The organism is Nonomuraea sp. NPDC049624 (genome assembly GCF_040675255.1).
Classification (GTDB): domain Bacteria; phylum Actinomycetota; class Actinomycetes; order Streptosporangiales; family Streptosporangiaceae; genus Nonomuraea.
Map to the genome: position 1 here is coordinate 766,739 of NZ_JBFAOR010000001.1, position 26,271 is coordinate 793,009.

Consider the following 26,271-nt stretch of genomic DNA (forward strand, 5'->3'; position numbering starts at 1 on the left):
CCGCTACTCGCATGCCCGGGTTCGGGCTCCGACCTTCTTCAGCCCGTACTCCGACCTGAGCCGTACCTCTTGCACGAAGCACTCGTAGTCGAACACCTCCGTGACCCCCGGCATCCTCGCGAGCCGGCGGCGCCAGGGGCCGCGATTCACGTCCGACCGAATCGACAGCCGGTACGACTCAGGCATGTCCGACACCCTGGTGGCCGCGATCAGCGCCTCCCTGTCCGCGTACGCTTCGGCAAAGTTGCGATAAGCCGTCCGCTGGTCCTCGTATTCGTACGATTCGAGGCCGGGAATCCGCTCGATGACGGCGACGATCGCCTTCTTCTCCTTGGCGGTGGCCGACTTTCGGTTCGCAGGTCCCCGCCCGTGCCGACATCCGGACATGACGGTACCGCTCGTGCAGAGGAACACGGAGAGTTCCGCCTCCCAACGCGACCGGGTGGCCCTACGGACCTCCAACTGGTCGACGACCCGCGCCACGCCAGGGCGCAAACCCGCCGCCGACGCGATGCGAGCCCGGTCGGCCGTCTGGGAAACCCGTATCCAGAACGCCTCCGGCAGGTCCTTGGCCCGTACCTCGGCCAGCATCTTCGTCTCGCCGTCGAACTCCCGGCGGAACTCCGCATAGGACGCCGCCCGGCTCACGAACCGCACCTCGGTCACCCCGGGCGCGGATGTCAGGAAAGCCTCGACGTCCCGCCGCTGTTTCGCCGTCACGGGCCGTTCGTGGCAGCCGCGGGCGGACGGCGTACAGAGGAACACCGCGATTTCCCCGTCGTCGACGGCGGCGACATCCGCGGGACCGGGCCCTGTTTCGGCCGACGCGGCCTGCCCGGACATTCCCGACAATGCCACGGCAGCCGCGACCACCACCCGCGAGAACCAGCGCTTCACCGAACTCCTTGTTTCCACGAATCAGTCCCCCTGCGGGGGCGTCGCTGACGTACCGGCGCGGTCGCGGACTCGTAGCCGGACCATCGCACCATCAAGATGCACAGGCCGACGACCGTCGTCATCGCACCGGAGAAGAGGCCCAAAAACGCCAGGACGCTTTCGCCGTCCGGATCGCCTATCCCGGACGGGTCAGTCTCGACCCATTCGCCCATGGCCCATGCCTGAGTGGCGACCAGCAGCCCGAAAAGCGTCGTGACCGTTCCCAGCAGATAACCAGGAGTCCGCGCCCATACCCCTTTCACGGCGAGCACGAGCCCCACGACCAGCGCGATCGGCACGGTGACGAACTGCCCTATCTCCAGGGCCATCAGCGTCGAGAGCCGCGCATGCTGAAAATCGTCCGCACGTAGCGGCGGCCACAGGACCAGGCACAGCGCGGCACCGGCAAGAAGACCTGTCGCCAACAACCGGAACATCGCCACGAGCAGCATGATCCCGGACCAACCCACCCAACCGCCAGACGTTTCCCACAGTCATCAACCGGCGCCCCGCCCGCTGCAAACCGGGTGGTACGGTATGCGTCATGCGGATGATCCACTCATTTCTCGGCTGGTGGCGCCCCTGACCGGGCGGCACTGCTCATCCGCGCAGACCTGACAAAGCGGCCGCCCAGTCCCGGGCGGCCCGTCGGTGTCCTCATTCCTCGGCCGATCCAGGACGACGGGCGGCTCCCGACCTGAGGGAGTTCCACCGATGCCACGACGTCTCACGGGTTTCACGCCGTCCGGCGACCTGCACCTCGGCAACTACTTCGGCGCCATCGCCCCGATCATCGCCGGTCAGACCACCACGGACACCGTCGTCTTCATCTCCGACCTGCACGCGCTCACCCTGGACCACGACCCGACCCAGGTGCGCCGGCGCACCCTGGAATTCGCCACCCTGCTGCTGGCCGCCGGCACCGACCCCGAGTCCTGCCTGTTCCTCGTCCAGTCGCACGTCCCGGAACACACCGAACTGCACTACCTGCTCGAATGCACCACGGGCTACGGCGAGGCCCAGCGGATGATCCAGTTCAAGGAGAAGTCCGGCCGCCAGCAGCAGGTCCGCATGTCGCTGCTGACGTACCCGATCCTCATGGCCGCCGACATCCTGCTGTACGACACCGACGAGGTCCCCGTCGGCGAGGACCAGCGCCAGCACGTCGAGCTGGCCCGAACCGTCGCCCAGCGGTTCAACACCCGGTACGCCCCCGTCTTCACCGTGCCCACGACGGTCAACCCGCCGGTGGCCGCCCGTCTCATGGACCTGACCTCCCCCGCCGACAAGATGAGCAAGTCGGCCGCCACGCCGGGCGGCACCCTGCGCCTGCTCGACGAGCCCGACGTGCTGCGGCGCAAGGTGATGCGCGCGGTCACCGACGCGGACAACACGGTCGCGTACGATCCCGATCGCAAACCCGGCGTCTCGAACCTCCTGGCCATCCTGGCCGCCTGCACCGGCGAGGCCCCCGAGGACCTGGCGTCCCGGTTCGACCGCTACGGCGAGCTCAAGGCGGCGGTGGCCGACGCGGTGGTCGCCACTCTGACCCCCATCCGCGACCGCTACCTGCACCTGTCGGAAGACCCCGGCCACGTCCAGAAGGCTCTGCGGTCCGGCGCCGAACGAGCCCGCGACCTGGCCGGCGCCAAGATCCGCCAGACCAAGGCAGCCATCGGCCTGCTCCCCGCCTGACTGCGACTCCCCCCGCCCGCACCACACCCGCCTCCGGCCCCGCACCGGAGGCGGGCCCACGTCACCCGCCGATCAGGACCTGGGCCCCGTCAGAGCCCTCACGCATCCGGCCGAGCACCCGCAGAAATCGGCGACCATGCGGATACAGGACGTTCCGGGGAAGCCAACCGGTGGTGCGGCTGATACCGGCCTCTTGCAGATCCTGACGGACGCGCCGGCCGAGCAGGCCGCTGACCGCCTGCCCATGGCGGGTGCGGGTGATCGTGAACTCGGTGAGCTCGCACGTGTCCGGTGACGGCTGCTGCAACTGGATCTCCACCGTGCCGAGCACTTCTCTCTCCACCGTGCCGAGCACTTCTCCGGCCACCGGCTCGCCCGGCGGCCGCTTCTCGTAGGACCAGCGGCGAAGGTCCCACACGCGTGGCTCGTCGTGGGGTTGCGCCTCTCGTACGTGCGTCTGGCCGTCGTCCCCCACTACGGCGACGTACCGGAGCCGGTTGTCGGAGCACGGAGTGAGGTACAGGTGGTCACCGGAGCAGAGCGGATCCCAGTGGTAGGCGAACCAGATCAGCGACGAGGCGAGCTCAGGGTGGGCGCCGGCCCATCGATCGTCGAAGAAGAACCACTGCTCGTACGTCCCATGGCCGCCGTGGACGAACATCTGGGCCACGTGTTCACCCGTCCGGACGACGGTCCCGTCGCGATCGGCCTCAAGAAGCCGTAGCGCCTCGGCATGCGAGTAGGGCAGGACATGCTCCTCGCCAGAAACGGCAGATCGTCCAACTGGCCGCGCATAGGTCGTCCGACAAGGACATCGCCGTCCAGCTTTCCTGAGTCCCCGCACGGTGGATCACCACCTGGCCAAGGCCTACCCGGAGCTGGGCGTCCCCTCCTGCGGCGAACTCGCCGCGCTCACCGCTGACCTTGGCTGAGCACCTTCCCCTCCGCCGACTACCCCCTGGTCCAGGCGTCAGAGCAGCGCCAGGCAGACCGCGAACGGCAGCGGGATGAGCACTGCCGTGCCGAGCCGTGCCGCAAGCCCCAGCCCGCGCCGGACCGGGAGAATCACGTCGACCACCACCACCGACGCCAGGATGACGACGCCGGTAACCGCCAGGAGGAACATGACGATGCTCGCGTGATCGAGCGTCGTGTAGTTGCAGTTGACGAGGACGGGTTTGGCGAGGTCTTCCGTGCTCCCGCAGTCCATCGGCAGGTACTCGGTCAGCAGCCAGTGCGCCAGAGCGAGCGGCAGGGTCGCGGGCACGCCGAGCGCGAGGTTGACCAGGGCGGAGCCCAAAAGCCCGCTCGTCGCTCGTCCCTCACGCCGAGAAGGCGGATCCGCCCTGCACACAGCCATCGAAACGCCCTCTGCTCTTTGGTGACCCACCAGGGGCATCATGGCCTACGACGCCCGGCTGACCACGATCGACCGTTATCGGTGACCTGTTCCCCATGCGACGCCTACGGGCAGTTGGAGCGGGCCAGCCCATCAATCGCGCAGGCGAATCGCGGCTTCAATGCGGAGCCCGACACCGATCCCGGCGAAAATGAGCGTCCCGAGGAGAGCATTGGTGGAGAGCTCGTGCTGGAGAATGAGCCCGAAAGCGGTCACGACCGCTGCAAGTATGAAAGCAGCGTTCCCCAGGGACCTCACGGTCAGGGCGTCACTCGCTGCGTCTGTTTGAGGGGGTGGCATCATCCGATTCATTCACACGGCAAAGCATCGCAGAAGAGTTCGTAGCAGCACAGGCAGCAAATGCGCTGTGCTAATTCGTGGACGCGTGGTCTGCCGGGGAGCCAGATGAGCGGAGGCGGTCGGCGAATGCCTCGGCAGTGCCCAGGGGAAGCCGTGCATACACGGTCATCTCGGAATCTCGTCGTGGGACGGCACCTGGTTGTCGTTTATCGAGGCTCGTTCAGCGTCAGTCAGGCCGGCCGCCGCGAGGATGGCCTGCACCGTCGCGTTCTTCCCTCGGCCGTAGTCGTCGATGTCGGCGGCGTTGCCGGCAAGGCGCTTCTTCACCATGGCGTACTCGTCGCGAAGTCTCGCGTTGGTTCGCAGGATGTCCCTGACCGCGAGGTGATTGCGGAGGGACAGCGACCCCTCAACAATGACGTAGGTATGGGTTCCGGCGAGTCGTGCGGGTTCCCTGAAGGCCCATCTCTGAGGGATCCCCAGCTCGCCGCGCGGCGAGAATCCCAGGCCGATCAGGACGTCCGTGGCGGCTGCGACATCTTGCTCCGCCACCACGATGTCGCAGTCGATGATCGGCTTGGCTGCCAGCCCGGGGACTGACGTGCTGCCGACATGTTCGATGGAAATCACTGCGACTTCGGCGGCTGCCAATGCCTCGGCGTACTCCCTGCGCAGCGCCTCGAACCTATCCGGCCAGGTGGGGTCGTAGTCGACTACCTCGATCACATCCGGAGCCTAGTGGGCAGGCCAGGATTCGTGAGTGGCGCGCGGGAAGTTCGGCCGCCGTCAGCGCGTACTCACCTCACCGAACGCGGCGATCAGCTGAGCACGGACGCCGACCGGCCGCGCCGGATCCCGCTCACCGTCCGGGACCGGCGGTGGGATCGGACGTCGCGGTGGGGCCTGCGGTCGGGCGATCGTAGACGCCGATCGCCCACTCGCCGGGCTGCTCGCCGACCTCCGCGGAGAGACGTTCGAGCACGTCCGGGCGAGACAGCGCGACGCCGGCCGCCCGCTCGTCGCACGTCGCCCCCTTCGGAAACGGCTCGCAGCGGCCGAGTGCTTGGACGACCTTGACGACGGGGGCGTCCGACGGGAAGACCCATACCTGGATCGCCTGCCGGTTCTTGAGCCATCTGGCCGGTGCCGACAGCCGGTCGTGGTGGCCGCCGACCCCGGCTCCGCACCGCCCGGACGTGCCGCCCGCTTCACCGCTCTTGAGCAGGACGGAGACGACGACCCAGGCCCGGGGATCAGCACAGACCACCTTGTAACCGGTGGAGACGCTCGTGGGCGTGAACGTCACGGCCTGGCGGACCCCTGTCGTGCCGAAGCGCTCGGAGTGGACGAGGGGAAGGGTGAACCTTTCGGCTCCCAGCACCACGGGGAACGTCTCGGGCGGCTGCGGGGGCGTCTGGATCCGCGCCGAGCTGGGCGGCTGGGCGACCGCGGCCTGGTCGCTACGGTCGGGGCTCGTCAGCATCACGGCGGCGGTGGCGGCGACTGCCAGCGCCGCACCGACGTTCAGCGAACGTCGTGCCCACCGCATCCGGCGGCCTCGGCGGACGATCGCGTCAAGGTGCGGGACCGGTTCCCTACCGGTCGCGTCGTGAGCGTACGTGTCCAGGAGCGTGCGCAGGTTGCTCTCCGTGTGCCTCATCGCTGGAGCTCCTCCAGGTTCATGGTGCGGATGTCGGGATCGACGCGCAGACGGGTCAGGGCCCTGCCGAGCTGACTCTTGACCGCGCCCAGCGAGCAGCCGATGATGTCGGCGATCTGGGTGAGCGTGCGTCCCTCGAAATAGTGCAGGACGATCACCGCCCGCTGGCGGGGCGACAGGGCGGCGATGGCCTTCCACAGCGCCGCCTGGTCCCCCACGGCGGTCGCGTGGTCCTGCGGGTCGGCCGTCTCGGGCAGGGTCTCGACCGGCACCTCGCCGCGCCACAGCCGGCGCCACCAGGTGGCGTGGGTGTTGACGATGATGCGATAGACGTACGGATCGGGGTTGCCCTCGATCCGCCGCCAGGCCACCCACGCCTTGGCCAACGCCGTCTGCACCAGGTCCTCGGCGGTGCCCCAGTCCCGGGTGAGGAGGTACGCCATCCGGCACAGCCGTAGATGGCGATGCGCCACGTACTTGGCGAACCCGTCGTCCATCAGTCATCTCCGTCTCGTCGTCTCCGGCGATGACTACAAGCCGGAGGGCCCGTACGGATGACAGGCACCGCGCTGAGCGCTCTCGCCGAGGCCCGGCAGGCGGAGATCATCAACAGCCAGTGGCGCCGACGTCCTGCGAAAACCCTGATCGCGTCTCCCCTGTCCCCTGTCCCCTCTCCCTTCCCGTCCCATCGGGCACGCGACGGTGTTCTCGCCGAAAGGTCTCCGGCATCGCGCCGCGCTTCCCCGCATGGGTACGGCCTGCCGTAGGCGATCGGGCACAGCGCCGAGGACGCCGGACAGCACCGGAGACCGTCACCACCCTCAGCGCCGCCAGTGCGACCTGGGACCCTGCGGATCAGCCCGGAAGAGACCCGGCCTGGCCCCTCTGGGAGGCCAGGGACCTGTTCGACGGTAGTGCGTCACCAAGCGACGGTCGCTCATGTACGGATAACGTGGCTCAGGAAGGCACGAGTGGTCGTTGCTCAATCCGCGTAGTACTCCGCGTACCAATGCGACCTCGACTCGGGAGAGAAGCCCTCGAAGTCGCCGGCTCCCTCACACGACAGAAGGTAGTCCAACGCCACCAACGCCTCGGGTGAGTTCATCGCGGCGAGATGCGCCTTGGTTCCCTCAAGTCCGGCGCCGCAGAGCAACTGAACGTCGATGGAAGCACCGGCATCCCAGCTCGACCGCTTGGCATCCCAGATCGTCAGCACATCGTCCAGATAGCCGGCGTTGAACAGCTGCACACAGCACAGCTTCATCAACTCGGTATCGCCTTCACCCTGCGCGCTTCGCTCCAACGCCGCTTGGGTTCTCAACGTCTCTCGAATCTCGTTCAGATCATCGCCAGACGGTCGAATCCCGTAACGTCGCAGACTCTCATCCTCGTCCACTACCCCCTCCCTTCAAGACACGGAAAAGCGATGCTTATTCATCTAGCTAACCGTAGGCGTCCGAAAAGCCGTTACGCAGTCACATCACTGCGGCCATCCGGTGGGGAAAGCCGGAACAGATCAAGACCAACCTCGAGAAGTTCCGTACGGCGTCGCTCCGGCAGCTCTGCCACCGAGACCCACGCCGCCTGGTCAGAGCTGCCACCAATCTCGTTTCGAAGGAACCCTCCTACCACGGCCACTTCGTACAACAGATTCGTCGCGTGGATTTCAGCTTCCGGGCTGCGCCATACGTTGGAGTGAACTCCGAGCAGCCGGACGACTTTCACCCGGTATCCAGTCTCCTCATGCACTTCCCGAACAACCGCATCAGCGGGATGCTCGCCGTGCTCCACGCCACCACCCGGCGGACCCCAGCGACAGTCCGGTTCTGCGAACCGGGACAGAAGTATGGCTTCTTCGTCGATGCATATCGCGTAGGCTCCGACCCGCTGAATCGCATCAAGATTGTCCGCCATCTGGAAATGGTGACACATCGCGCCTCGCTGGCAGCAATCCATTTTCGTCGCTGTGCCCCGAAACGCATGCGCTCGCATGGTGTCGCTTTGCCTGATTGAAGGTGAGCCACGCCGCTCAGTGATCCAGGGTAGGAAGACTCGCTCAAGCTCGCCATCAGGAGCCGGATGGGGAGATGGCCTTGGTCTGCTCGGCTTGTCCCGGGTCGGCGGTGGGCGGGATGGTCAGGCTTCCACCTCAACCAGCTACGGACATCTGCTCGTGCTCATGCGCTCATCCCGGAACTGAGGCCCCCGCCGGCGGCATGAAACGGGTGAGGGCTACGAAGGGCTCATTGCGTGCAACCCGTCCCAGGTGGAAGATGCGTGTTCATGATCAGAGAGTCGCAGATCCTGGCCTGTTCCGGGGTGCTGTATCCGCCTGACGGGTTTCGGCACGTCGGCGTTCAGATATGGCAGGCGAGGCAGTTAGCTGGTATGCGTAAGCCGCGGATGTGCCTCATCGCGACGGCGGTCGGTGACTCGCGGGAATTCATCGACGGCTGGTGCGCGAGGGCTGCGTCGTTCGGCGACACGGACTTGTCCCATCTCCAGTTGTTCACGCAGCCGAATGTGAGCGACGTGCGGGCGCATCTCCTCGCCCAGGATGTGATCTTCGTGTCCGGCGGGAGCGTGGTGAATCTGCTGGCGGTGTGGCGGGCGCACCGCCTTGATGAAATCCTGCGGGAGTGCTGGGAGAAGGGCGTCGTGCTGGCAGGTCAGAGCGCGGGCAGCCTGTGCTGGCACATGGGCGGTGTGACCGACTCCTTTGGCGATGATCTCGATGCTCTCAAAGACGGCTTGGGATTCCTGCCGTTCAGCAATGGCGTCCATGACGACTTGGGCGATCAGCCCCGGCGGGCTCGGTTCCGCGCAGCTGTGGGCAACGGGACGCTGCCAGCGGGATACGCCACGGAAGACGGTGTCGCCCTCCGCTACGTGGGCACCGAGCTGCACGAGGTCGTGAGCGTCCTTCCCGACCGGAACGCATGGTTCGTCGAGCCAGACGGCGATGGCGGGTACAGAGAGAAGGCGCTTCCGGCTCGCTGCTGGGTGCCTTGAAACGTTGCGCTTGAGCTTGCCGCGCGGCGGCTGGGCCTGCACTTCCACGATCTTCCCCACACAGGCAACACGCTGGCCGCACAGTCAGGGGCGAGCCTGGCTGACCTCAAAGCGCGGATGGGCCACGACAGCGATCGAGCCGCGCTCATCTACCAGCACGCGACCAAGGACGCCGACCAGCGGATCGCCGACGCTCTCAGCGCGCGAGTGGAGGTGGATATGAGGGATCGCCGCCCTAGCGGCTAATGGCCCGTTAATGGCCTGAACACCCCGTCACAAGATCAGTGGCGGGGTGTTTTCCCTGGTGGAGCCTAGGAGATTCGAACTCCTGACATCCTGCTTGCAAAGCAGGCGCTCTGCCAACTGAGCTAAGGCCCCTTCGACGAAGATAGCTTACCGGGCCGGGGAAGCCACCCGCGTCGTCCCGAGGTCGTCGCTCAGCACCAGGTCCGGGAAGTCCGCGAGGGAGTCCAGGATGTGCGTGGCGCCGCCCTTGAGCAACCGTTCCCTGCTGTGCACGCCGGTCATCACCCCCGCCACCACGGAGGCTCCGGCCCGGCGTCCGCAGAGCATGTCGCTCTCCGAGTCGCCGACGACCGCCACGTGCCGTACGTCCGTCACGCCGAGTCGGAGCACGGCGTGCAGGACCATGTCCGGCCAGGGACGGCCGCGGCCGCCCGCGTCCTCCGGGGAGATGGCCAGGTCGATCTTGTCGTGCCAGCCGAGGACGCCGAGCACGCGGCTGAGCGTCGTACGGCTGAACCCGGTGATCAGGGCGAGCTTGACCCCGGTGCCGCGGAGTTTGTCGAGCACCTCCAGGACGCCGGGCACGGGCTCCAGCCCGGCACGTTCCAGCGCACCCTCGTAGGAGCGCTCGAACGTCAGGTTCGCCGCCTGGGCCTGGGCCTCGTTGCCGGGGAAGATGCCACGGAAGACATCGATCTTGGGACAGCCCCGGGACCGGTGCACGTGAACCATGGCACGCGCGTACGCTCCGGTCCCGGGCACTATGCCCTGGGTGGCGATCGCCTCGGCGAAGGCGCGCTCGACCATGGCGATGTCACCGACTGTGGTGCCTGCCAGGTCCAGGCACGCCAGCTCGATGGGGACGACGTCACTCATCGCCTCGCCGGTCGGTTAGTTCTCGCTGCCGGTCGCCTCGGTCCAGAGATCGAGCTCGGCGCGGTCAGCCTGCACCTTACGCCAGATCAGCAATCCCCCAAGGGCGACCAGCGCCAGAACGAGCAGCTTCTTCACGGTGTGACCCCACTTCTTCGACGGTCTCACCTGCCGGGGTGAGACCCAACGGTTGACATGCAGCCTAGCAAGGGATGGCTGCGCTCCTTGTGTTGCGCACGAACCTGATGTGCGGCTTGTGCGTAGAACGAGCCCTCAGCTGGGCCTGGATCACCCCTTCGACCCCGGCCTGTCTCCATCCCGTCCTGGGCACACCTGCCAATCACTTCGGACAACATCCCGATCATGCCAAATATCCGGACGTCCCGCGCGCGCGGTATACCCCCACAGGTATGTTACATGCCCACCGCCGCCCAGTTCATGGCGATCAGGGACGTGTCCGTCATGGACATCGCATTGCCGGCCTGGTCGACGCGCGACCGGCAGGTCTCCGGCGTGCATTCTCGCAAGGCATGGCCAGGTGGCGTCCGGTGGAGGCTGGTCCTCTGACGGTTTTCGGGCCGCCTTCCCGGGCAACGCGGTGGTGGCCGTCAGGGATGCGGCGCGTCGAGGCGCGGGCCGTCCGTACGCGGAACCGTGAGCTGAATCTCACGCCCTCCGGAATACCCTGGGGGGGTACCGTGTTAGAGTATTCGACAGGAACCGGAACCACGTTGAAGGAGACCGTAATGAGCACCGCCACCTACACCGTCAAGGGCATGACCTGCGGCCACTGCGTGAGCTCGGTGAAGGAGGAGGTCGGCGGCGTGGCCGGCGTCACCGGCGTCGAGGTCGACCTGGCCAGCGGCCGGCTCACCGTGACCAGCGAGAGCCAGGTCGAGGAGTCCCAGATCGCCTCCGCGGTCGAGGAAGCTGGCTACGAGCTGGTCGGACAGTCATGAACACTGCCGCCAAACTCGGCGCCTACGCCCTGGGGCTCGCCGTCGTCTTCGGCGGGGCCCTGGGCGTGGGCCGGGCGGTCGGCCCGGTGGCCGAGCCCGCGCCGACACAGAGCCACGCCGCCATGACGAAGGCCCAGCAGGCCCAGGAGGGCCAACAGGGCCAAGAGGGCCCAGAAGGCCACGAGGGCCAGAAGAGCGAGAAGAGCCAGGAGCACGGGACGCCGGAGCAGGCGTCCGGTGACACCCCCGGGGGGCTGCAAGTGTCGCAGAACGGATACACCCTCAACCCGCTGACCCCGATCGAGACCGGCAAGGCCACCGACTTCCGCTTCGCGGTGACCGGCCCGGACGGCCGCCCGGTGACCGAATACCAAGTGGAGCACGACAAGAAGCTGCACTTCATCGTGGTCTCCCGCGACCTGGCGACCTTCCTCCACCTGCATCCGGAGATGACGCCCGACGGCATCTGGTCGGTCGGGCTGACGCTGCCGGCAGCGGGGGCGTACCGGGCTTTCGCCGACTTCGCCCCGATCGGCGGCGAGAAGCTGACGCTCGGCGCCGACCTGCAGGCCGCCGGCGACTACCGGCCGAAGCCGCTGCCCGAGGCGAGCCGCTCCTCGAAGGTCGGCGACTACACTGTGAGCCTCGACGGAGACCTGGTCCCCGGGCGGGCGAGCAAGCTCACCCTCTCGGTCAGCAAGAACGGCGAGCCGGTCACCGACCTGCAGCCCTACCTGGGCGCGTACGGCCATCTGGTCGCCCTCCGCGCCGGTGACCTGGCCTACCTGCACGTGCACCCCGAGCAGGGCGAGAAGGCCGGTACGCAGATCACCTTCTACGCCGAGGTGCCGAGCATCGGCGACTACCGGCTGTTCCTCGACTTCAAGCACGGGGACGAGGTTCGTACCGCGGACTTCACTGTGCGCGCCACGCAGGGCGACGCGACCGCCGCGGAACCGTCGGCCCCCACGGCCACTGAAAACACACTGAAAGCACACTGAAAAGACTCTGAGACCGGGAAAGGAGAGGTGATGTCTTCCCTCACCGAGGAAAAGGCCGTCGAACTCGCGATCGGCGGAATGACGTGCGCGTCCTGCGCCAACCGCATCGAGCGCAAGCTGAACAAGCTTGAGGGCGTGACCGCGACGGTCAACTACGCGACGGAGAAGGCGAAGGTCACCTTTCCCGACGGGCTCGACCCCCAGGCGCTGATCAGCGAGGTGGAGAAGGCCGGGTACACCGCCGCGCTCCCGGCCCCCAAAGAGCAGGAGGAGCAGGCCGAGCCCGCCGACGAGTTGCGTCCGCTGCGCGACCGGCTGATCGCCGCCGTCACGCTGAGCGTGCCGGTGATCGCGATGGCGATGGTCCCGGCGCTGCAGTTCACGAACTGGCAGTGGTTGTCGCTGGTGCTGGCCGCGCCGGTCGTGGTCTACGCGGGCTGGCCGTTCCACAAGGCCGCCTGGACGAACCTGCGCCACGGCGCCGCCACCATGGACACGCTGATCTCCATCGGCACGCTGGCCGCGCTCGGCTGGTCGCTGTGGGCGCTGTTCTTCGGCACGGCGGGCACGCCGGGCATGACGCACCCGTTCGAGCTGACCATCGAGCGCACCGACGGCTCAGGCAACATCTACCTGGAGGCCGCGGCGGGGGTGACCGCGTTCATCCTGGCCGGACGCTACTTCGAGTCGCGTTCCAAGCGGCGGGCGGGGGCCGCGCTGCGGGCCTTGATGGAGCTGGGCGCCAAGGACGTCGAGCTGGCCGACGGGCGGCGGGTGCCGGTCGAGCAGCTCAAAGCGGGCGACACGTTCGTCGTGCGGCCGGGTGAGAAGATCGCGACCGACGGCGTGATCGAGGAGGGCACCTCCGCGGTCGACGCCTCGATGCTGACCGGCGAGTCCGTGCCCGTCGAGGTGCGTCCGGGCGACGCCGTCACCGGGGCGACGGTGAACGCGGGCGGCCGGCTGGTGGTGCGGGCCACCCGGGTCGGGGCCGACACGCAGCTCGCCCAGATGGCCAAGCTGGTCGAGGACGCCCAGACGGGCAAGGCCGAGGTGCAGCGGCTGGCCGACCGCGTGTCGGGCATCTTCGTGCCGATCGTGATCGCGCTGGCCCTGGGCACGCTGGGCTTCTGGCTCGGCACCGGCAATGGCGCGGGGGCCGCGTTCACCGCCGCGGTGGCCGTGCTGATCATCGCCTGCCCGTGCGCGCTCGGCCTGGCCACCCCGACGGCGCTGCTGGTCGGCACCGGCCGGGGCGCGCAGCTCGGCATCCTGATCAAGGGGCCGGAGGTGCTGGAGTCCACCCGCCGCATCGACACCATCGTCCTGGACAAGACCGGCACGGTCACCGAGGGCAGGATGACGCTGGTCGGCGTGCACCTGGCCGAGGGCGAGAGCCGCGAGGAGGTGCTGCGGCTGGCGGGCGCTCTGGAGCACGCCTCCGAGCACCCGATCGCCCAGGCCATCGCCAGGGAGGCGAAGTCCGACGCGACCGTCGAGGACTTCGCCAACGTCGAGGGCCTCGGCGTGCAGGGCATCGTGGACGGGCACGCGGTCCTGGTCGGCCGGCCGAGGCTGCTGGCCGAGTGGTCGCAGCACCTGCCCGCCGACCTGGCGGCCACCCTTGAGGACGAGCAGGCCAAGGGCCGTACGGTGGTCGCGGCCGGCTGGGACGGCAAGGCCAGGGCGCTGCTGGTGGTGTCCGACGTGGTCAAGGAGACCAGTGCGGAGGCCATCGCCAGGCTGCGCGCGCTGGGACTCACCCCGGTGCTGCTGACCGGCGACAACGAGGCCGTGGCCAGGACGGTGGCCGCCGAGGTCGGCATCGACGAGGTGATCGCCGAGGTGCTGCCCGCCGACAAGGTCGACGTCGTCAAGGAGCTCCAGGGCGAGGGCAAGGTCGTGGCCATGGTCGGCGACGGCGTCAACGACGCGGCCGCGCTCGCCCAGGCCGACCTGGGCCTGGCCATGGGCACCGGCACAGACGCCGCCATCGAGGCGTCCGACCTGACCCTCGTCCGCGGTGACCTGAGGGTGGCGGCCGACGCGATCAGGCTCTCCCGCCGGACGCTCGGCACGATCAAGGGCAACCTGTTCTGGGCCTTCGCCTACAACGTCGCCGCCCTGCCGCTGGCCGCGCTCGGCCTGCTCAACCCGATGATCGCGGGGGCCGCGATGGCCTTCTCCAGCGTGTTCGTGGTCAGCAACAGCCTGCGGCTGCGCCGGTTCAGGTGACCGCCAGGGCCCTGCGCTGAGCCCATCTGACGGCCGGTGCCATCGCGGCGCCGGCCGTCATGAACGCCAGCCCCAGCAGCAACCAGCCGACGGTCCCGCCGTCGAGCACGAGGGTGGTGAGCACGGCGGGGCCGAGCATCCGCGCCACGGCCGTGCCGGTGCCGAAGAAGCCCTGGTACTGGCCCTGCCTGTCGTCCGGGGCCAGGCCGAAGCCGATCTCCCAGGCCCCCGCGGCCAGCAGCATCTCCCCCGCGACCTGCAGACACCCGGCCGCGATCAGGAAGACCCAGCCGTGCGGGCTGAGGGCGAACACCGCGCAGGCGGCGAACAGCACGACACCCGCCCGGCGGACGGCCGTGGATGCGTCCCGCAGGTCGCGCACCCGGCGGGCCACGCGTACCTGGAAGAGCAGCACACTGCCGGTGTTGAGCACGAGCAGCACCGAGACCATCCAGGCCGGCCCGGACGTGCGCTGCGCGATCCACAGCGGCACCACGAGGCTGAGCAGCGGCATGTAGAACAGCATCACGGCGTTGATCACCGTGACCAGCGCGTACGGCCGGTCCCTGAGCACGGCCAGCCGCGGCCCCGGCGCGGCGGGCGCGGGCCGCACGGCGGGCAGCCTGAGCAGGACCAGCGCGGCCACCAGGAAGCTCAGGGCGTCGAGCGTGAACACCGCCATGTATCCGGCACGGGTGCCGACGGCCAGCGCGACGCCGCCCAGCGCAGCCCCGACGGCCATGCCGCCGTTGAGCGTGGACTGCAGCACGGCCCGGACGACCGTGCGGCGGGCCGGCTCGACCAGCCCGGCCAGCAGCGCCTGCCGGGCCGCCGACAGGCCGGTCTGCGCGGTCCCGTAGAGGCAGGCGACCAGCAGGAACAGCGGAAACGAGCGGACGAACACGAACGAGCCGGCCGCCACCGCGGTGGTGAGCGCGAGCAGCACCGCCACGCCGCGCGGCCCCCGCCGGTCGGCCAGGTGCCCGAGCGGCACCCCCGCCACCGAGCCGACCGCCCAGCCCAGCGTGAGGCCGAGGCCGATCTCGGTGGCCGACAGCCCCACGACGTCGGCGAAGTAGAGCGCCGAGGTGACCAGGTACGCGCCGTCGCCGATGGAGTTGGCGAGCTGCGCGGCGGCGAGCACGCGCTGGGTTCTCATGACTTGTATGACTCCGGGGTCATCCGGGTGGCGACGCCCATCCTGTTCCAGGCGTTGATGGTGGCCACGGCCACGGTCAGCGCGGCCATCTGCTGCTCGTCGAAGTGCGCGGCGGCCTGCGCCCAGACCTCGTCGGTGACGTCGTCGGTGGACAGGCGGGTGGCGGCCTCGGTGAAGGCCAGGGCGGCGCGTTCCTGCGGGGTGAAGAACGGGGCCTCGCGCCAGACGGCCACGGCGTGCAGCCTGGCGTCGCTCTCCCCCGCCTGCTTGGCGTCGGAGCTGTGCATGTCCACGCAGTAGACGCAGCCGTTGATCTGGCTGGCGCGCAGCCGTACGAGTTCGAGGAGGGGCTTGGGGAGGGTGCTCTGGGCCACGAACCGGTCCAGGCCGGCCATCGCCTTGTACGCTTCGCCGGCGAACTTCCCGAGTTCCATGCGTTCGGTCATATGCCCATCTTGGCCGTACTCTTGTCCCGACATAAGCTCCAATTTCCGCCAAGTTGATTGGGCCAAGTTGGACGTTCACATCAGCCTTCAAGGGCGCGGTGACCTGGCCGCACAGGTCTACCGGCAGCTGCTCGACGCCATACTCGACGGGCGTCTGCGCTCCGGCGAGCGGCTGCCGCCGACCAGGGAGCTGGCCGGCCGGCTGGAGATCTCCAGGAACACGGTGGCGGTGGCCTACGACCGGCTGGTGGCCGACGGCTTCCTGGTCGGCCGGGCGGGGGCGGGCACGTTCGTGTCGGCCGAGCCGGTGCGCGGCCGGGCCGCGCCCAAGGGGGTGGTCAGGCCGCGGGCGTTCTGGCGGGAGCTCGGGCAGACCGCCGAGGTGCCGCCCGCCCGGTACGACTTCCGCGTCGGCGTGCCGGACGCGCGGCTGTTCCCGATGGAGACCTGGCGCAGGCTGGTGGCCAGGGAGCTACGGGTGGGGCTGGCGACGTACGAGCCGTCGTCCGGTTATAAGCCGCTACGTGAGGCTATTTCGCGTCATATCGGGATCAGTCGGTCGGTGCATGCGGGGCCCGACGACGTCCTGATCACCAACGGCGCTCAGCAGGCCCTCGACCTCATCGGACGCGTCCTGATCGAGCCCGGCACGACCGTCGCCGTCGAGGAGCCCGGCTACCCGCCCGCCCGCCGGCTGTTCCGCTCGCTCGGCGCCCGCGTGATCGGCGTGCCCGTGGACGCCGAGGGCCTGGACGTGGCGGCCATCCCCCGCTCGGCGAGCCTCGTCTACGTCACGCCCTCGCACCAGTTCCCGCTGGGCACGCCCATGTCGCTGGCCCGCCGCGCCGCCCTGCTCGCCTGGGCAGAACGCCGCGCCGCCGTGGTGATCGAGGACGACTACGACAGCGAGTTCCGCTTCGGCGAACGCCCGCTCGAACCCCTGCAGAGCCTCGACCGGTCGGGCCGGGTGATCTACGTGGGCTCGTTCTCGAAGACCCTGCTGCCCATGCTCAGGCTCGGCTTCCTCGTCGCCCCCGCCTCGCTCGGCCCGGCCCTGTGCGCCGCGCGACAGCTCTCCGACTGGCACGGCGACATGCCCACGCAGGCCGCCCTGGCCCGTTTCATCGACGAGGGCCTGCTGGCCAGGCACATCAGGAAGGCGACCCGCGAGTACGCCGCCCGGCACGAGCTGGTCACCGCGGCGCTGGCCGGGGACGAGCGGCTGCGCCTGATCCCGTCCGCCGCGGGCCTGCACGTGTGCGCCCGCCTGGCCCCCGGCGTGTCCCTGGGGCCCGTGCCGGACCTGGCCGTCGAGCAGCTCGACGCCTACTGCGGAGAGACCCCGGCGCAACCGGGCCTGGTGCTCGGATACGGCGCGATCGGGCCGCGCGACATCGGCCCCGGCCTGCGCCTGCTCACCGACAACCTCAGGACGGCGACGCCCGGTCAGTAGTCGCGCCGGCTCCAGAACCGCCGCGCCCGGTCCCCCGTCAGCTCCGGATCGTCCGGCGGCGAGGGCTGCTGCACGATGACGACGGTCGTCTTGGCGTGCCGGGCGCAGTACATGCTGGTGGAGGGCAGCAGGATCCGGCTCAGCAGCCGCCGCCGGCCCCGGCCGAGCACCAGCAGGTCGCCCTCGCGGGCCAGATCGACGAGGTGGTAGCCGGGGTCGCCGACCTTGCTGAGCGTCGCCACGCGCAGGTCGTCGGGCACGCCCCCGGCGACGTCCTCGAACACGCCCGCGATCACCTCCGCGCAGCGGGACTCCTCGCCCTGCCGGATGGCGTGCTGCACGGGCAGCGCCTCGGGAAAGGGATGGACGGGCGCACGACTGACGTGAACGGCCACCAGGGCCATCCGGTGCAGCCTGGCCGCGCCGATGGCCCAGGCGAGTGCCCAACGCGAGGCCGGGGACTCGTCCACCCCCACGATCAGCCTCACACCGCCAGGCAGATCCTGTTCCACGGTGCCTCCTGGAAATGAAGTACGACCATAGTGCGCCAACCGGCCAGTTACCGGGAGGTGGCACTTTGCGAACTCTGGAGTCCCCCGCGAGCCCGGGCGTAGCATGCGGGGGTGGAACGAGGGTGGGTGCAACCCCGTCCCGCCCTCGACCGGCGGCTCGACGGGGCGCTTACGCACAGGCTCACCACGCTCGTGGCCTCTACAGGCTACGGGAAGTCGATCGCGCTCGCCGGTTGGAGCCACGCCGTGGGCGGCGTTCTGCACCTGCTCGGGCCCGCCGACCGCGACCTGCCGACGCTGGCGGGCTCGGTGGCGTCGGCGCTGGCCGAGGCCGTCCCGGGGTTGCCCGCCGACCTGCTGGCCGCGGCCGGCGCGCCGCTCGGCCCCGACGCCGACGAGCTGTCCAGGGCCGCCGCGCTGGCGGGCGCGCTGGCCGAGGCGCTGGCCCGGCGGCTGACCAGGGGGCTGGCGCTGGTCTTCGACGGCGTCGACGCGATCACCGGCGCGCCCGGCTCGGTGCGTTACGTCGAGACGCTGGTCCGCGCCGCGCCCCGGCACCTGCACCTGGTCACCGCCTCGCGGGCGCCGCTGCCGTTCCCGACGGCCCGGCTGCGCCAGGACCACGAGGTGCTCGACCTCGACGCCACCGACCTCGCGCTCACCCCGTCCGAGAGCGCGGCCTGGGCCAGGGAGCGGCTGGGCGAGCAGGGGGCGGGCATCGCCGCCAGGCTGCACGAGGCGTGCGCGGGCTGGCCGGCCGCCGTCCAGGCCGCCCTCGACGCGCTGGCCCGGGAGGAGCCGGCTAGCTGGCCGCGTACCGCGGCGAGCCTGGCCGCCAACTCGGCCACGCTCGAACACCTGACGCTGGCCGCGTTCAAGGACCTGCCGGCGGGCATGCGCGAGCTGCTGCGCGCGGCGACCGTCCTGCCGGTGCTGACGTCCGGACTGGCCGCCACGCTCGGCGCGCCGCCCGACACGCTCGCGGCCCTGACCAGCCGCGGCCTGTTCATCGAGGCCGACCAGGACGGCCACCGGCTGACCACGACCAGCAGGCACGTCCTGGCCAGGCACGCCCCGCTCGACCGGCACGAGGCCCACGACGTGGCCGCCGTCGCCGCCCGCTGGTACGTCGAGCACGACCAGCCCGAGCTGGCCCTGCGCGCCGCCGTCGCGACCGCCCACCCCGACCTGGCCGCGTCGCTGCTCAACTCCCACGGCCCCCGCCTGGCCGAACGCGGCGACGTGATCGCGGCCCTCGACCTGCTGCCCGAGCAGGCCAGAGGCTCGCCGCCGATGCTCAGGCTGGCCGGCATCGCCGAGCAGAACCGCGGCCACTGGACCCGCGCCCACGACCTGCTGGCCCGCGTCGCCGACGGCCCCGCCTTCGACGCGTTCGTGGCCAGGCGGCTCGGCTTCATCGACCACCTGCGCGGCGACCTCGACGCCGCCATGACGATGTACGCCAAGGGGCACGCCTACGGCTCGCCGCCCGCCGACGCCGCCATGTGCACCGCCTCCATGGCCTCGGTGCTGTGGCTGAAGGGCGACCGGGCGGGCTGCGCCGAGCTGGCCGACCGGGCGCTGGAGCAGGCCGGCGGGCTCGGCGACCCCGGCGCGCTGGCGATGGCCAACACGGTCCTGGCCATGCTCGCCGCCCTCGACGGCGACCGCCGCGCCAACGACGCCTACTACCTGCGCGCCCTGGAGTACGCCGAACGCGCCGGCGACGTCGTCCAGCTCATCAGGATCCGGGCCAACCGGGCCTCCCGCCACCTGGACGAGGGCGCCTACGCCGAGGCGCTGGCCGAGACGGAGGCCGCGAGCAGGCTGTGCGACCTGGTGTCGTTCGCGCCGTACGCCGCGCTCAACGTGGCCAACCGGGCCAAGGCGCTGGTCGGGCTCGGCCGGCTGGAGGAGTCGGCGATCGACGCCGCCGACGCGGTGGCCAGGTGGGAGGCGATGGGGTCGCGGCTGGTCAGCGTCGGGCTGGTGCGGCTGGGCGAGATCCACGCGCTGCGCGGCGACCGCGGGCAGGCGGCCGCCGTCTACCGCCGGGTGATCGCCGAGACCGGCCCGCTGGGCGAGGTGCAGACCCGCTCCAACGCGCTCAACGCGCTGGCCGAGCTGCTGGCCGAGGACGATCCCGAGGAGGCGGCCCAGGTGGCCGAGCAGGCGCTCGCGTACGCCGGCGGCATCGCCGGGGTCTCCGCGCGGGTGGCCGCGGCGCACGTGGCCCTGGCCGCCGGCCGTCGTGACGAGGCCGCCCGGCTGGTCGGCGAGACCGAGCCGATCGCCGTGGAGCGCAGGGACCACGCGGCCCAGGCCGTGCTGCACGAGCTGCGCGCCCGGCTCGACGGCGATCCCGCGCAGGCCGACGAGGCGGTGCGCAGGTGGGCGGCGCTCGGCGACCCGATCGGGCGGGCCAGGGCCGAGCTGGTGCGGGCGGCCCTGTCCGACCCGGTGAGCGGGGGCGAGGTGGCCGTACGGGTGCGCGAGCGGATGCACGCGATCGGCTGCCGGGCGCTCGACGACCGGATCGACGAGCTGATCGCCCGCGCGGCGCCCGTGCCGGGGGCGGCGGTGGTGATCGAGACCATGGGAACGTTCCGGGTGCTGCGCGGCGCGGTGCCGGTCCCGCGTACGGCCTGGCAGTCGCGCAAGGCCCGCGACCTGCTGAAGATCCTGGTCAGCCGCCGGGGCGGCGCGATCAGCAGGGAGCGGCTGGTGGAGATCCTCTGGCCCGAGCAGCGCGACGACGCGGTCGGGCTGCGGCGGCTCAACGTCATGGTCTCCACGCTGCGGGCGGTGCTCGACCCGGCCCACGAACGGCCCGCCGACGACGTCGTGGTCTCCGAGGAGGGCGCGCTGCGCCTGGACCTGACGCACGCCGACGTCGACGTGGAGCGCTTCCTCGACCTGACCGCCGGAGCCGTGCGGCTGGAGCAGGCGGGCCGCGCCGCCGAGGCGCTGGAGCGGTGGACGGCGGCCGAGAGCGCGTACGGCGGCGAGTTCTGCGAGGAGGACCCCTACGCCGACTGGGCGGTGGGCCTGCGCGAGCAGGCGCGGCTGGCCTACGTGCAGGCCGCCGCCCGGCTGGCCGCGGCGCGCACCCGCGAGCGGCGCTACGACGAGGCCGCCCGCTACTGGCTGCGCCTGCTGGAGCGCGACGGCTACGACGAGCGCGCTCACCTGGGCCTGGTGCGCGCGCTCGACCTGGCGGGCCGGCGCGGCGACGCCCGCAGGCGCTACCACCTCTACGCCGAGCGCATGCGGGAGCTGGAGGTCGAGCCCGCGCCCTACCCCACCTGAACCAGACCTGAACCGTCCGGGGTGATGGTGATCAGATGAGGACGGTCATCGTACGGCTGGTCGAGCCCGAGCAATCCGGCGGCCAGCTCCGCGGGCTGCTCGAAGAGGTGGGGGGCGAGCCGGTGCCGTTCAGCGGCGCCGACGCCGTGATCACCCTGTTGCTGAACGCGGCCGGCCTGAACCGCGATCCCGCCTGAACCTCGCGCGAACCTCGGCTCGCCACCATCTGTGGTGAGAGGAGGCACGATGAGCGAGCAGCTGGGGAGTGGATGGCCGTTCGTCGGGCGAGGGGGATCGATCGCGACCGTGCGCGCGGCGCTGCGGTCGGGAGCGGGCGCGATGATCGCCGGTGAGGCGGGCGTCGGCAAGAGCAGGCTGGCCGCGCAGGCGCTGGCCGGTCTCGACGGGTACGAGGTCGTGCGCGCGCTGGGCACGGAGACCGCGTCGATGATCCCGTTCGGGGCGTTCGCCCATGTGTTGACGGGGCCGCCGCAGGGCGGCGAGAACCTGCTGCGCTGGGCCGCGCGGCACCTGCGCAGGGGAGAGGGAGAGCTGCTGGTGAGCGTGGACGACGCCCACCGGCTGGACGCGGCGTCGGCGGCGCTGGTGCACTACCTGGCCGCGGGCGGGGAGGCAAGGGTGCTGGTCACGGTGCGTACGGGCGGCCCGCTGCCCGCGCCGGTGGCCGCGCTGTGGAAGGACGAGCTGCTGACCAGGGTCGAGCTGCCGCCGCTCGGCCGGGACGAGGTCGGCCAGGTGCTGGCGGGCGCGCTCGGCGGCGAGGTGGCGGAGGGGACCGTCCGGCGCCTGGCGGCCGTCACCGGCGGGAACGTGCTCTACCTGCGCGAGGTCGTCCATGCCGGGCGCACGTCCGGCTGCCTGGCCGAGAGCGGCGGCGAGTGGCGCTGGCGGGGCGAGCTGTCGCTGACGACCCGGCTGCGCGAGCTGGTCGCCGCCCGGATCGGCCACCTGGACCAGGACGAGCGGGAGGTGCTGGAGCTGGTGGCGTACGGCGAGCCGGTGGGCGCGGAGCTGCTGGTCGCGCTGACCTCGCCGCGCGCGGTCGAGCGGGTCGAGGCCCGTGGCCTGGTCACGGTCGCCGGCGACGGCAGGCGCGAGCAGGTACGCCTCGGCCACCCCCTGTACGGCGAGGTGGTCCGCGGCGACTGCGGCACCCTGCGGGCCAGGCGGCGGCTGCGGACGCTGGCCGAGGCCCTGGAGGCCGGCGGCCTGCGGCGGCGCGAGGACGAGCTGCGCGCGGCCGTCTGGCGGCTGGACAGCGGGTCGGCCGCCGCGCCGGAGATGTTGTTGTCGGCCGCGGGCCTGGCCTGGGCCAGGCGTGACCCGCGGCTGGCCGCCCGGCTGGCCAGGGCCGCGATCGAGGCGGGCGCGGGCGTGGCGGCGGTCGCGCTGCTCGGCCAGGTGCTGATGGTGCTGGGCGACCAGGACACGGCGCTGACGGCGCTGCGGCAGGCGGCCAGGACCGCCGTCACCGAGGGCGAGCGCGCCCAGCACGCCTTCAGCCTGGGCATGAACCTCGCCTGGGCGGGCGCGGACGCCGAGGCGTGCCGGGTGCTCGACCTGGCCGCCGGGTCGCTGACCGAGCCGGCCTGGCGGCAGGAGGCGCACGTCTACCGGGGCGTCGCCGACTTCTTCGCCGGCCGGCTGGCCGGAGCCGCGGACGCGCTGGCGCGGGCGCGCGCCTGCGAGCCGACGACCGTGCGCGGCGCGGCGCACGCGGCCGCGCTGGAGTCCTGGACCGACGCCTACGCCGGGCGCACGGAGAGCGCGCTCGCCGTGGCCGATCGGGCCCTCGCGAGCCGGGACGACTGGGATGACGACGCCCCGTACGCGCTCCCGGCGCTGCTGGACGCGCGCTGCGCCGCCCAGGTGTTCTCCGGCCGCCTGGACGCGGCGGCGCGGACGGCCGCGGAGGGCATGGAGCCGGCGGCGGCCGAGCTGTCGGTGTCGGGGTTCGGGGCGTACCGGTCGATGGTCGCCAGGCTGCGCGGCGACGCGGCCGGCGCGGCCCGCTGGGCCAGGCAGGACGCGGCCCGGCTGCCTCCCGGGACGCCGTACCGGGGGCGCTGCCTGGCCGAGCTGGCCCACGCGCGGGCGCTGCTGGGGGAGACGGCGGCGGCGCGGGCCGCGCTGGCCGAGGCCGAGGGGCCGGCCTCGCGGTGGGCGTTCACCCGGCAGCCGGTGTTGCAGGCCGCGGTGTGGGTGACGGCCTCGGCGGGCGACCTGGACCAGGCGGTGAGCCTGTGCCTGACGGCCGCCGGGCTGGCCGAGCGGCACGAGCAGTCCGGGTACCTGATGTTCGCGCTGCACGACCTGGTGCGGCTGGGCACGCCCGCCCTGGCGGCCCGGCGGCTGGCCGCGCTCGCCGAACGGGTGGACGGGCCGCTGGCCGGACTGTTCGCCCGGCACGCGCGCGCCGCGGGCGACCCGGCCGAGCTGCGGGACGTCGCCGCCGAGTTCGAACGGCTCGGCCTGGTCCTGTACGCCGCCGAGGCCCTCGCCCAGGAGTCGGCGGCCCACCGCCGGGACGGCCGGGGCACGCTGGCCAGGGGTGCGCAGACCAGGGCGTGGGCGCTGGCCAGGCGGTGCCCGGGGGTCTCGACGCCCGCGCTGGTCGAGCTGGCCACGCCGGAGCTCACGCCGCGGCAGCGGGAGATCGTCAAGCTGGCGGCGGCCGGGTTGACGAACCGGCAGATCGCCGACCGGCTGACGCTGTCCACCCGTACGGCGGCCAACCACCTGCAGGCGGCCTACGAGAAGCTGGGGGTCAACGACCGCACGCAGGTGGGCCGCCTGCTGGCGGCGCTTTAAATAAGGCTCAGGAGGCCGTCGTACAGGGGCTGGCGGTCGTCGTCCGTCATGGCCCTGTACGGGTCGGCGGCCCGCCGGTTCGTCTCGGCCTCGATCGCGGCCCGGACGGGACCGTCCCTCAGCGCGACGATCCCGGCCGCGGTCAGCCCGGCCGCGCGCCAGGACTCGGCGTGCGCGTCGGCCCGGTGGTAGCGCAGCGCGGCGAGCCGGTTGAACAGCAGCAGGCCGGCGGGGGCGGCGTCCGGCTCGTACGGCGGCGCCATCACCTCCAGGGCGCCGCCCGGCACGCGTACGGCCCGGTCGAGCACCCCGCCCACCGACCCGGCCAGACCGGCCACGTCACGGCCCGCCCAGACGCGGCCGGCCGCCTGGGCGTGCGCGGCGTACAGGCCGTCCACGAAGGCCCGTCCCTCGGGGGTGAGCCGCAACGCCCCGCCGGCGTCCCGTTCGAGCGTGCCCTCGCGCAGGTGGACGCCGACGCCTTCGGTGACGTCGCCGTACCGGTAGACGGCGGCGAGCGCGGCCGTGGTCACCGGGCGCAGCGGGAGCACGAAGCGCAGGTCGTTGAGCAGGCCGCAGGTCAGGCCGGAGCGTTCGGCCAGGTCCAGGACGGCCCTGCCGGCGGCGGCGTGCACCTCGACGTGGGCCGCGTCGATGACGGGGGCGATCGCCGCGGCGAACTCCTCCAACCCCTGAAATTTCGGCATTGAGCGTCATTATGGCGCTGAATCCGTAGCTCATCAGCAGGAAACCGTAATCGCCTGGCTCCAGGGTGAGGTCAACCGTCCGGCGTCCGCCGGTGTTCTTCCACCGCCCGGTTCCTCCCTCCCCTGGAGTCCCTGATGTCCCTCCGTCCTCGCTGGGCGGCCCTGCCCGTGGTGCTGGTCGCGGTGTTCATGACCACGCTCGACTTCTTCGTCGCGAACGTGGCCGTGCCTTCGATCCGCGCCGACCTGGGAGCGGGCGACGCGGCGAGCCAGTTCGTGGTCGCCGGTTACGGGCTGGCGTACGCGGCGGGCCTGATCGTCTCCGGGCGGCTCGGCGACCTGTACGGACCGCGCCGCCTCTTCGCCGCCGGGCTGGCCCTGTTCACGCTCGCCTCGGCGGCCTGCGGCGGCGCGCCGGACGCCGCCGCGCTCGTGCTCGCCCGGGTGGCGCAGGGCATCGCGGCGGCGCTGCTCGCGCCGCAGGTCCTGACGCTGATCGGGACGCTGTTCCCGGGCGCGGGCCGGGCCAGGGCGTTCGGCTGGTACGGCACGGTGGTGGGCCTGGCCGGGATGAGCGGCCAGGTCGTGGGCGGACTGGTGGTGGCGGCCGACCCCCTCGGGCTCGGCTGGCGGGCGTGCTTCCTGGTCAACGTGCCGATCGGCCTGGCGGCGCTGGCGCTGACCGGGCGGCTGGTCCCCCGCGTCGCCGGGGCCGGGTCGCGTGCGGGGCTGGACCTGCCGGGCGCGGCGCTGGTCGCGGCAGGACTGGCAGGCGTCGTGCTGCCGCTGGTCCAGGGCCGCGAGGAGGGCTGGCCGCAGTGGACGTGGCCGTGCCTGGGCGGCGCGGCGCTGATGCTGGCGGCGTTCGTCCGGCGGCAGCGGCGGCTGGCGGCGACCGGCCGGGAGCCGCTGCTGGACCTGGCGGTGTTCGGCGAGAAGGGGTTCACGGCCGGGCTGGCGGCGGTCGCGCTGCTGTTCGGCACCTCCGCGGGACTGTCGTTCGTGCTCGCCCTGTACCTCCAGGACGGCCTCGGCCTCGGTCCGCTGGCCGCCGGGGCGGTGTGCACCGCGCTGAACGTGGGCTTCTTCCTGGCCTCGCCGCGCGCGGCCCGGGTGCCGCGCCCGGCCGGTCCGCTGGCGTTGCTGCTCGGGCTCGGGCTGCTCCTGCAGGCGGGGGAGTCGCCGTACCTGGTGGCGGGCGCGCTGCTGGTGGCGGGCGCGGGGATGGGGCTGGTCATGTCGCCGCTGCTGTCGTCGGTCCTCGCGTCCGTACGCCGGGAGCGCGCGGGCGCGGCGGCCGGGGTGCTGGGGACCGTGCAGGAGACCGGCGGCGTGCTCGGCGGCACGATCACCGGCGCGGTGTTCTTCGGCTCCCTGGACGCCGGCTGGCCCGCGGCCACCAGAGCGGCCCTGCTCGTGCTCATCGTGGGCGCGCTGGGCGTCCTGGCCCACTCGGTACGCCGCCACCGCCGCCCCCGCCGCCCCGAGCCGTGCCCGGCGATGTCCCTGGAGCCGAACCGCTGACCGCGGGGGCGTC

Annotated in this window: 26 protein-coding genes and 1 tRNA gene; 10 read left to right on the forward strand and 17 right to left on the reverse strand. The window is 71.5% G+C overall.

What is annotated here, in order from left to right:
* Window positions 1-3 precede the first annotated feature (3 nt).
* Both AB0J76_RS04130 and AB0J76_RS04135 read right to left on the reverse strand, forming a co-directional pair.
* On the reverse strand, window positions 4-897 hold the full coding sequence (locus AB0J76_RS04130) for a permease-like cell division protein FtsX (RefSeq protein WP_352323838.1): 894 nt from the start codon (window positions 895-897) through the stop codon (window positions 4-6).
* Window positions 894-1,388, reverse strand: a complete 495-nt coding sequence (locus tag AB0J76_RS04135; RefSeq protein WP_352323839.1) for a hypothetical protein — start codon at window positions 1,386-1,388, stop codon at window positions 894-896. Before AB0J76_RS04135 ends, AB0J76_RS04130 begins: the two co-directional genes overlap by 4 nt.
* Before the next feature lie 262 nt (window positions 1,389-1,650).
* Here AB0J76_RS04135 and trpS point away from each other — a divergent pair, with 262 nt between their 5' ends.
* The gene (trpS, locus tag AB0J76_RS04140; RefSeq protein ID WP_352323840.1) at window positions 1,651-2,631 is read left to right on the forward strand and encodes a tryptophan--tRNA ligase; all 981 of its coding nucleotides are present in this window, start codon (window positions 1,651-1,653) and stop codon (window positions 2,629-2,631) included.
* 61 nt (window positions 2,632-2,692) lie between these two features.
* Here the strand turns inward: trpS and AB0J76_RS04145 are convergent, their stop codons facing one another.
* The 8 genes from AB0J76_RS04145 to AB0J76_RS04180 form a co-directional block, all read right to left on the reverse strand.
* Entirely contained in the window at window positions 2,693-3,292 is a 600-nt protein-coding gene (locus AB0J76_RS04145) for a hypothetical protein (RefSeq protein WP_352323841.1), read from the reverse strand.
* A gap of 309 nt (window positions 3,293-3,601) precedes the next feature.
* Complete coding sequence (locus tag AB0J76_RS04150; protein WP_352323842.1) at window positions 3,602-3,931, reverse strand: hypothetical protein; 330 nt, start codon at window positions 3,929-3,931, stop codon at window positions 3,602-3,604.
* Between the two features lie 192 nt (window positions 3,932-4,123).
* Window positions 4,124-4,246, reverse strand: coding sequence for a hypothetical protein (locus AB0J76_RS04155; RefSeq protein WP_352323844.1), 123 nt, complete (start codon window positions 4,244-4,246; stop codon window positions 4,124-4,126).
* A 249-nt stretch (window positions 4,247-4,495) separates the two neighbouring features.
* The gene (locus tag AB0J76_RS04160; protein WP_352323845.1) at window positions 4,496-5,056 is read right to left on the reverse strand and encodes a GrpB family protein; all 561 of its coding nucleotides are present in this window, start codon (window positions 5,054-5,056) and stop codon (window positions 4,496-4,498) included.
* 133 nt (window positions 5,057-5,189) lie between these two features.
* The gene (locus tag AB0J76_RS04165) at window positions 5,190-5,990 is read right to left on the reverse strand and encodes a hypothetical protein (RefSeq protein ID WP_352323846.1); all 801 of its coding nucleotides are present in this window, start codon (window positions 5,988-5,990) and stop codon (window positions 5,190-5,192) included.
* A complete protein-coding gene (locus AB0J76_RS04170) occupies window positions 5,987-6,487 on the reverse strand; it encodes a SigE family RNA polymerase sigma factor (RefSeq protein ID WP_352323847.1) in 501 nt (166 codons plus the stop codon). Before AB0J76_RS04170 ends, AB0J76_RS04165 begins: the two co-directional genes overlap by 4 nt.
* A gap of 485 nt (window positions 6,488-6,972) precedes the next feature.
* Window positions 6,973-7,386, reverse strand: a complete 414-nt coding sequence (locus tag AB0J76_RS04175) for a hypothetical protein (RefSeq protein ID WP_352323848.1) — start codon at window positions 7,384-7,386, stop codon at window positions 6,973-6,975.
* A 71-nt stretch (window positions 7,387-7,457) separates the two neighbouring features.
* The gene (locus tag AB0J76_RS04180) at window positions 7,458-7,904 is read right to left on the reverse strand and encodes an NUDIX domain-containing protein (RefSeq protein WP_352323849.1); all 447 of its coding nucleotides are present in this window, start codon (window positions 7,902-7,904) and stop codon (window positions 7,458-7,460) included.
* Between the two features lie 369 nt (window positions 7,905-8,273).
* Between AB0J76_RS04180 and AB0J76_RS04185 the strand changes: the two genes are divergently transcribed.
* A complete protein-coding gene (locus AB0J76_RS04185; RefSeq protein WP_352323850.1) occupies window positions 8,274-9,002 on the forward strand; it encodes a peptidase E in 729 nt (242 codons plus the stop codon).
* A gap of 302 nt (window positions 9,003-9,304) precedes the next feature.
* Here the strand turns inward: AB0J76_RS04185 and AB0J76_RS04190 are convergent.
* From AB0J76_RS04190 to AB0J76_RS04200, 3 genes are all read right to left on the reverse strand, one after another.
* Window positions 9,305-9,380 (reverse strand) — tRNA-Ala (locus AB0J76_RS04190).
* A 15-nt stretch (window positions 9,381-9,395) separates the two neighbouring features.
* On the reverse strand, window positions 9,396-10,124 hold the full coding sequence (locus AB0J76_RS04195) for an HAD-IA family hydrolase (RefSeq protein ID WP_352323851.1): 729 nt from the start codon (window positions 10,122-10,124) through the stop codon (window positions 9,396-9,398).
* 15 nt (window positions 10,125-10,139) lie between these two features.
* Window positions 10,140-10,259 (reverse strand): DLW-39 family protein, encoded by a 120-nt coding sequence (locus tag AB0J76_RS04200; protein ID WP_013130296.1) that lies wholly within the window; start codon window positions 10,257-10,259, stop codon window positions 10,140-10,142.
* Between the two features lie 608 nt (window positions 10,260-10,867).
* Between AB0J76_RS04200 and AB0J76_RS04205 the strand changes: the two genes are divergently transcribed.
* Genes AB0J76_RS04205 through AB0J76_RS04215 form a run of 3 tightly spaced genes read left to right on the forward strand, consistent with a single transcriptional unit; the run spans window position 10,868 to window position 14,316 of the window.
* Entirely contained in the window at window positions 10,868-11,080 is a 213-nt protein-coding gene (locus AB0J76_RS04205; RefSeq protein WP_352323852.1) for a heavy-metal-associated domain-containing protein, read from the forward strand.
* Entirely contained in the window at window positions 11,077-12,081 is a 1,005-nt protein-coding gene (locus AB0J76_RS04210) for a hypothetical protein (RefSeq protein ID WP_352323854.1), read from the forward strand. Before AB0J76_RS04205 ends, AB0J76_RS04210 begins: the two co-directional genes overlap by 4 nt.
* A 30-nt stretch (window positions 12,082-12,111) precedes the next feature.
* Complete coding sequence (locus AB0J76_RS04215) at window positions 12,112-14,316, forward strand: heavy metal translocating P-type ATPase (protein WP_364388712.1); 2,205 nt, start codon at window positions 12,112-12,114, stop codon at window positions 14,314-14,316.
* Here AB0J76_RS04215 and AB0J76_RS04220 read toward each other — a convergent pair.
* Window positions 14,309-15,475, reverse strand: a complete 1,167-nt coding sequence (locus tag AB0J76_RS04220) for an MFS transporter (RefSeq protein WP_352328681.1) — start codon at window positions 15,473-15,475, stop codon at window positions 14,309-14,311. The genes AB0J76_RS04215 and AB0J76_RS04220 overlap by 8 nt on opposite strands.
* Complete coding sequence (locus AB0J76_RS04225) at window positions 15,472-15,921, reverse strand: carboxymuconolactone decarboxylase family protein (protein WP_352328679.1); 450 nt, start codon at window positions 15,919-15,921, stop codon at window positions 15,472-15,474. Before AB0J76_RS04225 ends, AB0J76_RS04220 begins: the two co-directional genes overlap by 4 nt.
* Before the next feature lie 67 nt (window positions 15,922-15,988).
* On the opposite strand from AB0J76_RS04225, the gene AB0J76_RS04230 reads away from it, so the two are divergent.
* Window positions 15,989-17,374, forward strand: a complete 1,386-nt coding sequence (locus AB0J76_RS04230; RefSeq protein WP_352328677.1) for a PLP-dependent aminotransferase family protein — start codon at window positions 15,989-15,991, stop codon at window positions 17,372-17,374.
* Here the strand turns inward: AB0J76_RS04230 and AB0J76_RS04235 are convergent.
* Complete coding sequence (locus AB0J76_RS04235) at window positions 17,368-17,886, reverse strand: universal stress protein (protein WP_364388717.1); 519 nt, start codon at window positions 17,884-17,886, stop codon at window positions 17,368-17,370. The genes AB0J76_RS04230 and AB0J76_RS04235 overlap by 7 nt on opposite strands.
* Before the next feature lie 111 nt (window positions 17,887-17,997).
* Between AB0J76_RS04235 and AB0J76_RS04240 the strand changes: the two genes are divergently transcribed.
* Genes AB0J76_RS04240 through AB0J76_RS04250 form a run of 3 tightly spaced genes read left to right on the forward strand, consistent with a single transcriptional unit; the run spans window position 17,998 to window position 24,027 of the window.
* Complete coding sequence (locus tag AB0J76_RS04240) at window positions 17,998-21,195, forward strand: BTAD domain-containing putative transcriptional regulator (RefSeq protein WP_352328672.1); 3,198 nt, start codon at window positions 17,998-18,000, stop codon at window positions 21,193-21,195.
* A gap of 35 nt (window positions 21,196-21,230) precedes the next feature.
* Entirely contained in the window at window positions 21,231-21,392 is a 162-nt protein-coding gene (locus AB0J76_RS04245; protein ID WP_185844989.1) for a hypothetical protein, read from the forward strand.
* A 49-nt stretch (window positions 21,393-21,441) separates the two neighbouring features.
* Window positions 21,442-24,027: a LuxR C-terminal-related transcriptional regulator gene (locus AB0J76_RS04250; RefSeq protein WP_364388720.1), complete on the forward strand. Its 2,586-nt coding sequence runs from the start codon at window positions 21,442-21,444 to the stop codon at window positions 24,025-24,027.
* Here AB0J76_RS04250 and AB0J76_RS04255 read toward each other — a convergent pair.
* Window positions 24,024-24,734: a hypothetical protein gene (locus AB0J76_RS04255; RefSeq protein WP_352324575.1), complete on the reverse strand. Its 711-nt coding sequence runs from the start codon at window positions 24,732-24,734 to the stop codon at window positions 24,024-24,026. The genes AB0J76_RS04250 and AB0J76_RS04255 overlap by 4 nt on opposite strands.
* Before the next feature lie 135 nt (window positions 24,735-24,869).
* Here AB0J76_RS04255 and AB0J76_RS04260 point away from each other — a divergent pair, with 135 nt between their 5' ends.
* Window positions 24,870-26,258 carry an MFS transporter gene (locus tag AB0J76_RS04260; RefSeq protein WP_352324574.1) on the forward strand — a complete coding sequence of 463 codons (1,389 nt, stop codon included), beginning with the start codon at window positions 24,870-24,872 and terminating at the stop codon, window positions 26,256-26,258.
* Window positions 26,259-26,271: the final 13 nt, after the last annotated feature.

Excerpts from the sequence above, each read along its gene's own strand:
- AB0J76_RS04250 (WP_364388720.1), top strand. The coding sequence starts at position 21,442 with ATGAGCGAGCAGCTGGGGAGTGGATGGCCGTTCGTCGGGCGAGGGGGA.
- AB0J76_RS04195 (WP_352323851.1), bottom strand. The coding sequence starts at position 10,124 with ATGAGTGACGTCGTCCCCATCGAGCTGGCGTGCCTGGACCTGGCAGGC.
- AB0J76_RS04185 (WP_352323850.1), top strand. The coding sequence starts at position 8,274 with ATGATCAGAGAGTCGCAGATCCTGGCCTGTTCCGGGGTGCTGTATCCG.
- AB0J76_RS04215 (WP_364388712.1), top strand. The coding sequence starts at position 12,112 with ATGTCTTCCCTCACCGAGGAAAAGGCCGTCGAACTCGCGATCGGCGGA.
- AB0J76_RS04260 (WP_352324574.1), top strand. The coding sequence starts at position 24,870 with ATGTCCCTCCGTCCTCGCTGGGCGGCCCTGCCCGTGGTGCTGGTCGCG.
- trpS (WP_352323840.1), top strand. The coding sequence starts at position 1,651 with ATGCCACGACGTCTCACGGGTTTCACGCCGTCCGGCGACCTGCACCTC.
- AB0J76_RS04255 (WP_352324575.1), bottom strand. The coding sequence starts at position 24,734 with ATGCCGAAATTTCAGGGGTTGGAGGAGTTCGCCGCGGCGATCGCCCCC.
- AB0J76_RS04245 (WP_185844989.1), top strand. The coding sequence starts at position 21,231 with ATGAGGACGGTCATCGTACGGCTGGTCGAGCCCGAGCAATCCGGCGGC.
- AB0J76_RS04145 (WP_352323841.1), bottom strand. The coding sequence starts at position 3,292 with ATGTTCGTCCACGGCGGCCATGGGACGTACGAGCAGTGGTTCTTCTTC.
- AB0J76_RS04220 (WP_352328681.1), bottom strand. The coding sequence starts at position 15,475 with ATGAGAACCCAGCGCGTGCTCGCCGCCGCGCAGCTCGCCAACTCCATC.
- AB0J76_RS04205 (WP_352323852.1), top strand. The coding sequence starts at position 10,868 with ATGAGCACCGCCACCTACACCGTCAAGGGCATGACCTGCGGCCACTGC.
- AB0J76_RS04135 (WP_352323839.1), bottom strand. The coding sequence starts at position 1,388 with ATGCTGCTCGTGGCGATGTTCCGGTTGTTGGCGACAGGTCTTCTTGCC.
- AB0J76_RS04170 (WP_352323847.1), bottom strand. The coding sequence starts at position 6,487 with ATGGACGACGGGTTCGCCAAGTACGTGGCGCATCGCCATCTACGGCTG.
- AB0J76_RS04225 (WP_352328679.1), bottom strand. The coding sequence starts at position 15,921 with ATGACCGAACGCATGGAACTCGGGAAGTTCGCCGGCGAAGCGTACAAG.
- AB0J76_RS04180 (WP_352323849.1), bottom strand. The coding sequence starts at position 7,904 with ATGGCGGACAATCTTGATGCGATTCAGCGGGTCGGAGCCTACGCGATA.
- AB0J76_RS04165 (WP_352323846.1), bottom strand. The coding sequence starts at position 5,990 with ATGAGGCACACGGAGAGCAACCTGCGCACGCTCCTGGACACGTACGCT.
- AB0J76_RS04210 (WP_352323854.1), top strand. The coding sequence starts at position 11,077 with ATGAACACTGCCGCCAAACTCGGCGCCTACGCCCTGGGGCTCGCCGTC.